We start from the raw sequence: 12,796 nt of genomic DNA, 5'->3' as shown, positions 1-12,796 counted from the left end.
GTCAGTCATTTATGCTATCTCATTAGTCTGGCACTTCATAATTGGCTTTTTCGGGATTGAGACCGAACGAACAAACAAAGGTGGCAACCAAACTATTGATAATAATAAAAGGAAAATCTATGGCGGCATGTCCCAATGCATAGCGACCAATCAGCCATGAGACAATTAGCATGATAATAAAAAATCCGCCAAGATATGCCAAGATGGCTGGATGCTTGAGATTATAAGGCTGCTCAGGTTCAGGCTTTTTATCGAGTATATATGCTCTTATCGCCCAACCAGCTGCATAAGAAAACCCGCCCAACACCACATAACTAAAAAAATTCATATTGCCTGACTCTGATCATATGGATGACCTAACTGTTTATAAAAAATGACTTGTTATCGCTTTTACCACAAGACAATAAAGGAGCATTAATAGAAAAGCATTGATAGACTTGCCTAGCTGCTCTCATTGACATTATCAATAATAATATTGGCATGTGGATTGGCTAAGATATCCGTATTCACCTCATCACACTCCACACGATAGATAGTATTGGCTCCTCGATAAATATAGGACAAATACTCACTGTCTAGTAGCGGATCGATATTGGCATAAACAGGTTTGACATGAGCCAGCACTAGCACTCTGTCAGGGCGGCCAAGGACAGCGTCGACATTATCAGGATCAATAGAGAAAAACTTTGGTATCTCACTGTTTTCTATCAACTCTAACGGCTCAGCATCATCCCAAACACGCTTCGCATTTGCAGGCTCTTTCATTTGCATGACCCATGCGCCATCCTGTTGGCTAACTCTAATCTGTGCAGGCTCTTCACTGCTAACCGTATAACACCCTTCAAACACAGAGAGATCTACTGGCGCTGCTACTTCCTTATCCAGTTGCGACCCACCATCATTACAAGCAGTCAAAAATAGCGCACTGCTCACAGCGATACCGACCGTTAGATTTGTCAGACTTTTATAAAAAACGTTTGAGCGTAAGGACATAATAGGATTATCCTGCATTCATGCATTAGACTTTTATGAGAAAAACTACTGTTAAACAGTGATGGCGGATAGCTTGAATTGCTGTGGAAAACAGTTCAAGCGTCACGTAGCGAGGTCAATAAACAGATATTTATTCAGTCAAATAGCCGAGACCTTAACGCTAGCCAGCCTATTTTAACAGAAAACGGAAAGGTTACTATTATGATATGTGGTTTTGCGATTTTGTGCATTACGACTGCCCATCTTAATGATAGATTTGCTATACTCAATACCAGCATATGGAGTGATAGCCAGAACAAAACGGTAGCAAAATCTCTGTGCTTTGCACTCATCACTTACTAGGTTAATAATTTTTTATGTCAGACAATCGCACCTCAGCACCCTCATTTAATACCAATAACGCGGTAAATCCATTAGCTGCCAAACCAAACACAACCGTTGCCTATACAGATGGTGCTTGCAAAGGTAATCCAGGTGCTGGTGGTTGGGGGGCACATCTTATTTTTAGCGATGGACGCACACAAGATTTATATGGCGGCGATAAAGAGACGACCAATAATCGTATGGAGCTGATGGGTGCGATACAAGCCTTGACTCATAGCCCGCACGAGCACAACCTTAAGATTTGGACAGACTCTAGCTATGTCAAAAAAGGCATCACTGAATGGATTGAAGGCTGGAAAAAAAGAGGCTGGAAAACAGCGAGTAAGAAACCAGTCGCCAACCAAGATCTCTGGCAACAACTAGACAACCTATGCCAACAGCGAGAGGTTGACTGGCACTGGGTAAAGGGCCATGCTGGGCATGCCGGTAATGAAAAGGCAGATGAACTAGCCAATCTAGGTGTCACCTCACGCAGTGCGGACATATCGGATACAGACCTACAAGATACGGCTAAAAAAAAACTCAAATAATGACTGATAACGCGCAAAAACCGTCTAACGATGACTGGCTAAATTTCGACCCATTAGGTCTAGATATAGTGGATGACGAAGACCTTATAGATGACGAGTTCGTAGATGACGAGTTCGTAGATGAAGGGTATCTCGACGAAGAATCATTAGACAGTCACGACGATAAAAATCATGATAATCATACGATTAACCAAGATGACAGTATAGACACGAATGACCATCATGATAATGCTAGCAAACCAATGAGTAATACAGATATGCCAGAAGCTCAAACGCCTATGACTGATACAACGATGAATAACATTACGCCAGATACAGACATGCGTATAGATGCTGATGCACCAAAATTCGATGGTGATACTAGCCGTGCCAATCCACATTTTAAGCCATTGCTACCCAAACCAATAAATCGCCACGAGTCTGATCGCCAGCTCATTATGGATACCGAAACCACAGGGCTTGATCCGCTAAAAGGCGATCGAATCATTGAAGTCGGTATCGTTGAAATGATTGGTCGTAAATTCACGGGCGAAAAACTACACGTTTATATCAACCCACAGCGCGGTATGGATGATGAAGTTATTCGCATTCATGGTATTTCTCCAGCGTTCTTAACAGACAAGCCTACTTTTGATCAAGTGGCTCAATCACTATATGACTTTATGGACGGTGCCGAGATCATCGCTCACAATGCCTCGTTCGATATGAACTTCTTAAATATGGAGTTTGCGAAAGTCGGTATGACTGACTTTGCAGAACGAGTCCAAGTGACTGACTCCCTATTCATGGCAAAGCAGCAATATCCTGGACAGAAAAACACCCTAGATGCGCTTGTACGCCGTCTAAACGTTGGTAAGCAGGACCGTACTTTTCACGGGGCCTTACTAGATTCAGAGATTTTAGCAGAAGTTTATCTAGCGATGACGGGTGGACAGGTCACGCTCGCTATCGAAGAAGACACGCAAACAGACGGCGGACAGACAGCACATGCTAACCTTGCCAATCTAGCGTCTTTACTGCTGGCATCACCCAGTGATGAAAATACCAATCAAAACTGGTATACATCGCTGTCAGAAGACTACCCTGCACTCAAAACCTATATGTAGTCGTCATTTAAATGACTTGCGATATCGACATTTGTACAATATAGTCTTGATTGTTGTTATATAAAGCGTCAAAAAATTATTAATAAATGCTTTTTTAATCGTCATTCAAACCATTGCTATTCTCATCAGTACATTATGGAAACTCCTTATGGATCAGTCTGCGCAAATGAAATTAACCGCCCCAACGCTTAGTGTCACTGACTTCAACCTACCGTCACTGCATCTATTGCATGATGAAATCATCGTAACTCTTAAAGATACTGAGATTCACCTAAGTGAATTTAATGATGATAATAGTCAGGCGCCTCTGTTATTAGACTCTATCATTGTGCTAAAGCAGCTGTCCTGTATTTTTAAGCTGATCTCTCTGGTTGGTGCAGAAGCGTTGAATACTGCCATCGTAAACGGTTTACAGCGACTGTATGATAATGGTAATAATAACGATACCTATCTGATTATGGATTTGTCAGAAGCCATCATGACACTAGAGCGCTACATAGAGTTTGTACTCTTGACAGAGTCGGTCGAGCCAACCTTGTTACTGGATATTATTAACAAGCTCAATGCTCATGGGCAACATGCCACTATTACATCAGACTACTTCTCTGCTTTTGGTAGCAGCAGTGTCGTTATCGCCAATCCTGAAAAAAACTTTCAGCCACTGAACGAGCTTAATCTAGATAGTGAGTTATTAACTTACGCTTATCGCAGTGGCCTTGGTGTTGCATTGCTTAATCAAGATGGAAATATTGGCCCAGACGATCAGCAGAAACTTGATGGTATGAGTGCAGCTTGTGCCTTGATAGCGGCAAACACCAGCAGCCTGTTTTGGCAAGCAGCCAATGCAGCGGTTACTAATGTAGCCACGATATTACCGCTGAACCTTAACCAGAAACATACCCTTATTTATTTAGAGCAGCAATTCCAAAGCTACTTACCAGTGATGGATAAACGCTTTGCTGACTTGGTCAGTTTTGCATGCCAGCGCGATAATGAAGCTGCACAACAGTTGCGTGAGCAGTATGCTCAAAATCAGTTAGAAGCCCCTCAGTTTGAGCAAATGAAACGCTTTTTATTCGGCCCTAATCGTGAGCTGACCGATACATTAAATAGCATCATTCAAACCCAAATCAATACCATTAAAGAAAATGTCGATAGCTATACGCGCGGTGATTCGATCAATCCTGTTGATGCACAGACAGCCCAGATTATTGAAGAGCTAACAACGTTGAGCTCGGCGCTGTGCTTGCTTGGTCTATCAAATTCAGCCAATAGCCTCAGCACAGCAGCAGCAGCTGTAAGCAAGTGGCAAGCACCGTCGCCTGACGATTTTGATCATCTGCTACTGGCATTGATGCATGCTGAAAACGCTGCTATTGCGATGGCAGAAATGCATACGCCAGGAGCGATCTACTTGCCACTTAACAACCCTCATATCTCGTTGCATCAACTCAATACGGCACACGATACATTGATACAAGAAAGTCGTAGCGCGATTGCCAGTGCTGAACAAGCCATCAATGATTATTTGGCTGAGCCAGAGCGTGATATGCTTAATATTCAAAATATTCCTGAAATGATGCGTCAAGTCTCAGGGGCGGTACGCTTTTTACAACTACCCACACCAGCAAGTATGCTAGGCCAGCTAGCAAATTATCTAGAGCAACGTATCGAAGACGGACAACGTATAGAAGATAATACGCTAGCGTGTATCGCGGATGTAATGATGGCAGTCGACCATCATTTGGATGGTTTTGAAAACAATCGTCCTGTTAGCAAGCAAGCACTTGATGTGGGTCAGCAAAGCTTAAGCCATCTACTCGCGGCTTAGCTTAGCCATTCAACTCTTTAATAATTAAATCGATACCTTTGTAGCCGCTTCTTTGCGGCTACAAATCCTCATTTATATCTCTCACTGTAAGCCAGTGTGTATCTATATGGATACGTACTGGTCTCGAACTGTTTGGAACTCTATATGACCAACGCTTTTGTATTTAATGACGATGCCGTTTTATGCCGTCAGACCCCTAATGGTTGGTGGCCTCTACAGCTTCAATTACCACCATTCAACAATAAAAATGCAGCAGGCGATGACTATCAGCAAGCTTATCAACTGGGGCGTGTAACCCTAGTCCCAAGCCTAGCACCAAGTCATTGGCAATCAGCAGATCATGCCAGTGGCTCTAAAGATATTCATGAAAATACTTATAAAAGCCCTCAAGAAAATACCAACAAAAGTGCTGAGAATTTAGTCAATTCTGAAATAGAGAATAAACATACCTTTACTGCACAAGCGGCCAGTGCGATTACTTATGATTATGCTGTGGCATATAATATTGCACTGCCTATTATCGATGAAAGCGATGAAAGTAGTTGTCACGCCTTTGTTCCTTATCGTCAGCTAATGACTCATCTGCCAGTTGCTTTATCAGATCAGATTAGCCAAGCGATACAGCTATTAAGCTGGCAAGCAGATACACAGTTTTGTAGTCGCTGTGCTAGCCCTACTGTACATGCTGACCAAGGTGAACGTGCCATGATCTGTCCAGTATGTCGATTGCGCCAGTATCCTCGTGTACAACCCTGTGTCATTACTGCCATTACCCGACCAAACCCAATGACAGGTGAAATGCAAATTTTGCTCGCGCACCATCACCGTCATGGTCAGCCAACTATGTCGCCTATGTATGGTTTGATTGCAGGTTTTGTGGAGGTTGGAGAAAGCCTTGAGCATGCAGTCGTACGCGAAGTCGCAGAAGAGGTAAATATTAGTGTATCAGATATTAGCTATGTGAGTAGCCAGCCATGGCCGTTTCCTTCTAACTTGATGCTGGGTTTTCGTGCCTCTTATGCCAGTGGTGATATCATCATTCAAGAAGAAGAGCTGGCCCATGCTGACTTTTTCGATGTCTCCAACCTGCCTAGAATACCGCCAAAAGGCAGTATTGCTCATGAGCTCATTGCGCAAGTTATGCGTGAACAAGGTATGCCCATTTAGTTTTTACTCTTTAACACTGACTATAGTCGAAGCCTTTTACACCGCAACCATTTACAAGTGCTTTGACTGTATTTATTCTAATACTCTCCACAAAACTCAAATTAGCAAAGAAAACGAGTGCGGGTACATGCATTGTGCATTGTAGACCAGACGAGTTTGATATAGCTGATTGTGATTTTTGGGTTTGGTATAATGTCTGCACTTATCACTGATAGCAAGGTCATTAATTCAATGCAAAGTAGCACCACTATCCGCTTAGTCAACTTACCCATATTGTTCGATACATTGAGCTTAGAAACATTACCTGCGGATATACAAGCACAAATCTCGCATATTGATGCCTGTCTACCGCAAACACAATGTGGACTTTGCGAGCATCCAGATGGCTGCTTGCCGTATGCTGCCGCTATCGTGCTAGAGGGTGAGTCATACAATAAATGCGTGCCTGGTGGTCAACCCGTTACTGATGCAATCGCACAAATTATCGATATCAATAGCCATGAAGCGATACTTAGCGCTGCGCCTTCTCAGTGGCCAATAGATGCTACCTCTGAACGCCCAACCGAGGTACGTGCTGTTATCCGTGAGGACGACTGTATCGGCTGTACGAAATGTATTCCTGCCTGCCCAGTGGATGCCATTGTCGGCACTGGCAAGCACATGCATACCATCTTTACTGACTTGTGCACAGGCTGCGAGCTATGTATCGCCCCTTGCCCAGTCGACTGCATCGATTTAGTCACTGTTGAACGTGACATCTCTGAGCCTGAGCGAATAGCAGAGCAAGAAGATTTAAGACAGCGATATCACACTCACTTAAGACGCGTCACCGAACAGCTTGCTGATAGTAGCAACAGTAGACCTGTGGTCAGCATGGTCGAAGCAAAGCTAAACAATGCAGCCAGTCAGTCTTTAGATATCAGTGAAGCACAAGCAAAAAACACTATTGCAGCAGCCAAGATACGTAGCAAAATTAAAAAGCTAGAGAAACAGTTAAGCGTTCGTGCAAATGATCAAAAGCAAGCCGATCTTGAAGCGCTACAAGCGGAGCTATCACAGCTCTAATCGTGCAACATGCGATTCATACAATAGCGTGGATGGTATATGGTATAAATCATGCACTACATACATCACCTAAAGAACTCGATAGCCAATAGTCTTTCATGACTAATCGCCAAAATAGTAGTAAAGATACCATGAGTAAAACCGTCAAACACAAAACAGCTGATACACCGCCATCAAGACGAATGCCCAATCGTGACGTGCGCCCATTTTTTGAGAAGCTGGCAGCAACGATTGATGAGCCCGTCACTGAGCTCAATTATGACAGCAATTTTGAGTTATTAATTGCAGTGATATTGTCTGCACAAGCAACGGATGTGAGTGTCAATATTGCCACCCAGCAATTATATCCTGTGGCCAATACACCTGAGGCAATATTGGCATTAGGTGAAGATGGTCTGAAAACATATATCAAAAATATTGGCTTATATAATGCCAAAGCAAAAAATATCATCAAAACCTGCCGAGATTTGATTGAGAAATTCGATAGTACCGTCCCTGATAATCGCAAAGATTTAGAATCACTGGCGGGCGTTGGGCGTAAAACAGCCAATGTGGTGTTAAATACCGCTTTTGGTCAGCCCACTATGGCGGTCGATACTCATATTTTTCGGGTGGGAAATCGCACTGGTCTGGCTACAGGCAAAAATGTGCTAATCGTCGAAAATAAACTGGTTGAGCGTATACCAGACGATTTCATCGTTGATGCACACCATTATCTTATTTTACACGGACGTTACACCTGTCAAGCGCGCACACCGAAATGTGGCGCTTGTCCGGTGTACGATGAATGTATGTTTAAGGATAAGGCCGCATTTTTAGAGTTATAAAGGTAAGTCTATAACGCTGTTTATCTTTTAACGAATGTCAGAGGTTTTTATGCATACGATTACCGCGCTAGTGTTCGATGATTTTGAAACCTTGGATTTGTTCGGACCTATCGAGATGTTTGGGAGCTTGCCTGAGCATTATCGTATTCAATTTACCTCCATAGCTGGTGGTATCATCCGCAGTAAGCATGGCGTACTTATGCAAACGATTGCAGTCACAGAGTTAGCGTATCAGACTGATATTGTTTTAGTACCGGGCGGGCTTGGTACGCGGCAGCTAGTCTACAACCCCTCCTTTTTGCAAACGTTAACAACCCTCACTGATGAGGCTGATTGGGTACTTAGCGTCTGTACTGGTAGCGCCTTGTTAGCGAAAAGCGGTGTATTAAACGGTAAGCGAGCCACCTCTAATAAAATGGCATGGCAATGGGTAATATCTCAATCTAATAAGGTCCATTGGGTAGCGCAAGCACGCTGGGTTGTTGATGGAAAATTCTATACTTCATCAGGTGTGAGCGCTGGTATGGATATGGCGCTTGGCTTTATCGCCGATAGACATGATATAGATACCGCACGTCAAATCGCTAACCATACCGAATATCACTGGCAAGAGAATAGCGGTATGGACGAATTTTACCGCGCTTAATCATTATCTGGTTACCTCATAACACCATCCATTGCTAGAGTTTTTCCTCGATACACGGTAAAATACGATAATTTTTTGATTCCTTTTCGTCTTTTCATTTAGATATATTTAATAATGACTGAGTTCGTAGACTACAGTCCCTGCAATTAAGCGACCCTTTTATGCGTGAATACAACTTATTTACCTCAGAATCTGTAAGCGAAGGTCATCCTGACAAAATGGCTGACCAAATCTCAGACGCCATCCTTGACGCTATTTTACGTGAAGATCTGCATGCACGTGTGGCATGCGAAACCTTAGTGAAAACCGGCGCTGTGATACTCGCAGGTGAAATCACCACGACAGCAAATATCGATTTAGAGCGTCTCGTTCGTGACACCGTAAATGGCATTGGCTATCATCATTCAGATCTAGGTTTTGATGGCGAGACTTGCGCAGTGATCAACATGCTCGGCAAACAATCTCCTGAAATTGCCCAAGGTGTCGATCGTAGCGACCCTGAAGAGCAAGGTGCAGGCGATCAAGGCTTGATGTTCGGATATGCCAGTAATGAAACCGAAGTATTAATGCCAGCGCCTATCGAATATGCGCATCGTTTGATGGAGCGTCAGTCTGAGCTACGCCGCGCAGGAGATCTGCCTTGGTTACGCCCAGATGCCAAAGCACAAGTTACGCTAAAATACGATGGTAATAAACCTGTAGCGATTGATGCAGTGGTATTATCAACGCAACATGATCCTAGTATTTCACAAGCCGATCTACAAGAAGCGGTCATGGAATCTATCATCAAGCAGGTACTGCCTGCTGAGCTTTTACATGCCGGTACACGCTATCATATCAATCCAACTGGTAAGTTTGTGATTGGCGGCCCTGTTGGTGATGCTGGGCTAACTGGTCGTAAAATCATTGTCGATACTTACGGCGGTATGGCTCGTCATGGCGGCGGTGCTTTCAGTGGCAAAGATCCTTCAAAAGTAGATCGCAGTGCAGCTTACGCGGTACGTTATGTGGCAAAAAACATCGTCGCAGCAGGCCTTGCCGATCGCTGTGAGGTTCAGGTCAGCTATGCCATTGGTGTCGCTGAGCCGACTTCTATCTCTGTCAATACGTTTGGTACCAGCAAAATCAGTAACGATGAAATCATTCGTCTGATTCGTACGCATTTTGACTTGCGTCCTTATGGCATTACCCGCATGCTGAACTTATTACAGCCAATGTATCAGCAAACAGCTACCTTCGGTCATTTTGGTCGTCAAGGTTCAGAAACTGCCTTTACATGGGAAAAAACAGACAAAGCTGAAATCTTGAAAGCAGATGCTGGTTTATAAAATCCTTGCTTTAACTTATTTACAAACCGTTTTTAGAAATTTAATTTATTGATACTTATTAGGAGCAGCTCATGTCTCAAGACACGACTCAAGGCAACGAAGTTGATACCAACGTTGAGATTACCCCTGAAATGCAGGCATTTTACCAACGTGCTGATGCCATCATTGGTATCGCAAACAGCCAATTGGGTCCTGAAGCACATTCAGGACAAGTAGGCGCTTCTTTATTGTATGCAGCCGCCCGTTATAGCGCGTCAGTCGCTTCTATCGGTTTTGTCAAAGGCGATGATTTTGCCAAAGAAAAAGACGATATCGTTGAGTTTTATGTGAAGCAATATCGCCAAATGCTAAGCGACAACCTAACAGATTATGCGCAGAACTTTGATAAATATGTTCAGCTTAATCAAGATGACAAAGCAGCCAAATAGCACCGTGGCGTTTCGCTAAATCTCGCAAAGCGATGAAAGCCATTATAGTGATAAAAATTAAACCCAAGCTTATGATTAAGCTTGGGTTTTTTGTTCATCATGATTTAGTAGATGACTGCTCATAAATAGGCTACTATGGATGGAAACCACTTGATTCATAACATGGTTGAGGCTGACTATCGATAACAGGGATTTATCGAACTTTATCTTCTATAAGGACATATTATTATGAACCACTTACTCAAATCATGGCGATTGTGCGTGTCATTATTAGGCTTATCCGCAGCCATCGCGTTAACTGGCTGTAGCAATATCCAAGGCATTGATACGCCTGATACAGCCACCTACCCTATTCATAGCACTGAGCATCACCAACCGATATCTAGCGACAATCCTTTTACCAAATGCCCGCCCTACAATCCTGAGCAAACGATGTGTACCGCACAATACGATCCTGTCTGTGTCAAAGTGAAAACTGATTCAGGATTTAATTATCGTACTGCGGGCAATTCATGCTCAGCATGCGGTACAACGACGGCATTAGGCTATGTGAAAGGACAATGCTCATAACCTTGCATATATAGCCATTCCACTATAAAAATATTACAGCGTTAACCTCGTTTGAAGTATCACCTATACACCTGCACTCGGTTGCCTTGTATTCAAATTATATTGAGCCGACTATAGATAATTTAGATTAAAATTAAAAATAGCTGAATGATATAAAAAGCCCCCACTTAATCATAAGTGAGGGCTTTTAAATATTACTTTCGATTAACTTATTATTTAATTTTTAGAGTCTTCAAGATCAAGCGGACCTGTTAGCAAGTCTTCATCACGGAACTCGTTGGCTGAGTTATGCTCTGCTGACTCTTCGGTGACGAACCATTGCTGATTACGATATAGTATCAGACGATCTCGACTCAAGCCTCGTAGTAACGAATACATCATAATAACGATGACGATAGCGAAAGGGAAACCCGAAACGATAGAGGCTGCTTGCAGGGCACTCAATCCGCCTGCTGTCAACAGTACGGCCGCAATAACACCTTCTGTACCTGCCCAAAACAGACGCTGAATCTTTGGTGGATTGGCATCGCCACCAGAGGTCAACATATCAATCACAAAACTCGCTGAATCTGACGACGTCACAAACCACAAGACAATCATCACGACAATGAGTAAGTTAACGGCTGAGGTTAATGGGTAAGATTCCATCAGCTTGAAGATAGCACTGCCTGTATCTGCTTGTACCGCTTCGACAAGACCAGGACTCACCATACTAGGATCGGCTGCTGCCATCAGTTCCATATGCACCGCTGAACCACCGAAAGCGGTAAACCATAGGAACAAGATGGTAATAGGAATCAACAACACCCCTAATATAAACTCACGAATGGTACGACCACGAGAGATACGAGCGACAAACACCCCGACAAAAGGTGACCAGCTGATCCACCATGCCCAATAGAATATCGTCCATGAAGACTGCCAATTATCCTGACCTTCATAAGACTCTGTCCAAAGACCTAAGGGAACAATTTCATGTAAATAGTTACCAACATTTTCGACAAAACTATTAAAAATAAACTGCGTAGGGCCTAATATAATCACAAAGCTCAGTAGCACAATGGTGAACAAGATATTGATATCACTCAAACGCTTGATACCTTTATCTAGTCCCATAAACAGTGACAATCCTGCCAGCACCGTAATCAATGCAATGAGAATAACCTGAACGGTAGTGTTATTAGGAATACCAAATAAAGTCTCAAGACCTGAGTTGATCTGTAACACGCCTAAACCGAGTGTCGTCACGACACCAAACATCGTGCCAAACACTGCTAGCGTATCCACCGTATGGCCCCAGCCCCCATATATTTTTTTACCCAATATAGGATATAGTGTCGAACGGATGGCTAATGGCAAACCCACTCGGTAGTGGAAATAAGCCAATGACAAAGCGACCATACCGTAGAGCGCCCACACATGTAAACCATAATGTAGAAACGATATATTCATCGCTTGTTTGGCGGCAGCGACCGTTTCAGCTTCTCCTAATGGCGGTGCCATAAAATGGTACAACGGTTCAGCTGTTCCCCAATAAAGCAGCCCAATACCGATACCAGCGGAAAACAACATGCCAATCCAAGATAATAGGTTATATTCTGGTTTTTCATTTTGATGACCAAGCCTGATATCGCCATAGCGACTAAATATCATATAGATGCTCATCACCAATGTTAAGTTGACAACCACAATAAAAAACCAGCCAAAGCGTAAAGACACAAAGGCTTTTGCATGACCAAAGACCAGCTCTGCTTGCTCACTAAAGAGAGTGCCGAAGATAATAAACGCAAGAATTAACAACGCTGAAGTTAAAAACACGGGTTTACTTACCCGCGGAAAAGGGCCTAATCGACCAACTTTCACATGATCCATGTCGTAATCTCAATTTTTTGGGGTGGCTACCTTAACAAGATATGCGCAA

General features: G+C 43.2%; 11 protein-coding genes and 1 pseudogene. 9 read left to right on the top strand and 3 right to left on the bottom strand.

Annotated elements, in window-relative coordinates:
* Positions 1-22: 22 nt before the first annotated feature.
* Both AAEY75_RS09105 and AAEY75_RS09100 read right to left on the bottom strand, forming a co-directional pair.
* On the bottom strand, positions 23-328 hold the full coding sequence (locus AAEY75_RS09105; RefSeq protein ID WP_110922770.1) for a hypothetical protein: 306 nt from the start codon (positions 326-328) through the stop codon (positions 23-25).
* A 113-nt stretch (positions 329-441) separates the two neighbouring features.
* Positions 442-993 carry a hypothetical protein gene (locus tag AAEY75_RS09100; protein ID WP_227681437.1) on the bottom strand — a complete coding sequence of 184 codons (552 nt, stop codon included), beginning with the start codon at positions 991-993 and terminating at the stop codon, positions 442-444.
* 356 nt (positions 994-1,349) lie between these two features.
* Here AAEY75_RS09100 and dnaQ point away from each other — a divergent pair.
* From dnaQ to AAEY75_RS09055, 9 genes and pseudogenes are all read left to right on the top strand, one after another.
* Positions 1,350-3,013, top strand: a pseudogene (dnaQ, locus tag AAEY75_RS09095) (DNA polymerase III subunit epsilon).
* A gap of 148 nt (positions 3,014-3,161) precedes the next feature.
* Entirely contained in the window at positions 3,162-4,844 is a 1,683-nt protein-coding gene (locus AAEY75_RS09090) for a hypothetical protein (RefSeq protein ID WP_197217724.1), read from the top strand.
* A 144-nt stretch (positions 4,845-4,988) separates the two neighbouring features.
* The gene (gene nudC / locus AAEY75_RS09085; protein ID WP_352259408.1) at positions 4,989-6,011 is read left to right on the top strand and encodes an NAD(+) diphosphatase; all 1,023 of its coding nucleotides are present in this window, start codon (positions 4,989-4,991) and stop codon (positions 6,009-6,011) included.
* Positions 6,012-6,242: 231 nt separating this feature from the next.
* Positions 6,243-7,076 carry an RnfABCDGE type electron transport complex subunit B gene (locus AAEY75_RS09080; RefSeq protein WP_197217820.1) on the top strand — a complete coding sequence of 278 codons (834 nt, stop codon included), beginning with the start codon at positions 6,243-6,245 and terminating at the stop codon, positions 7,074-7,076.
* 182 nt (positions 7,077-7,258) lie between these two features.
* Positions 7,259-7,903, top strand: coding sequence for an endonuclease III (gene nth / locus AAEY75_RS09075; protein ID WP_502944399.1), 645 nt, complete (start codon positions 7,259-7,261; stop codon positions 7,901-7,903).
* 49 nt (positions 7,904-7,952) lie between these two features.
* Positions 7,953-8,549: a DJ-1/PfpI family protein gene (locus AAEY75_RS09070; RefSeq protein WP_352259407.1), complete on the top strand. Its 597-nt coding sequence runs from the start codon at positions 7,953-7,955 to the stop codon at positions 8,547-8,549.
* A 161-nt stretch (positions 8,550-8,710) separates the two neighbouring features.
* The gene (gene metK / locus AAEY75_RS09065; RefSeq protein ID WP_110922765.1) at positions 8,711-9,877 is read left to right on the top strand and encodes a methionine adenosyltransferase; all 1,167 of its coding nucleotides are present in this window, start codon (positions 8,711-8,713) and stop codon (positions 9,875-9,877) included.
* 71 nt (positions 9,878-9,948) lie between these two features.
* Entirely contained in the window at positions 9,949-10,305 is a 357-nt protein-coding gene (locus AAEY75_RS09060; RefSeq protein WP_110922764.1) for a DUF3144 domain-containing protein, read from the top strand.
* Between the two features lie 228 nt (positions 10,306-10,533).
* Entirely contained in the window at positions 10,534-10,875 is a 342-nt protein-coding gene (locus AAEY75_RS09055; RefSeq protein ID WP_197217721.1) for a hypothetical protein, read from the top strand.
* A 216-nt stretch (positions 10,876-11,091) separates the two neighbouring features.
* Here the strand turns inward: AAEY75_RS09055 and AAEY75_RS09050 are convergent, their stop codons facing one another.
* Entirely contained in the window at positions 11,092-12,747 is a 1,656-nt protein-coding gene (locus AAEY75_RS09050) for a BCCT family transporter (protein WP_110922762.1), read from the bottom strand.
* Between the last annotated feature and the right edge of the window lie 49 nt (positions 12,748-12,796).

The organism is Psychrobacter sp. TB55-MNA-CIBAN-0194 (assembly GCF_040309505.1).
GTDB lineage: Bacteria > Pseudomonadota > Gammaproteobacteria > Pseudomonadales > Moraxellaceae > Psychrobacter > Psychrobacter fozii.
The sequence above is the reverse complement of the archived record's forward strand: the minus strand, read 5'-3'. Positions and strand labels throughout refer to the sequence as shown.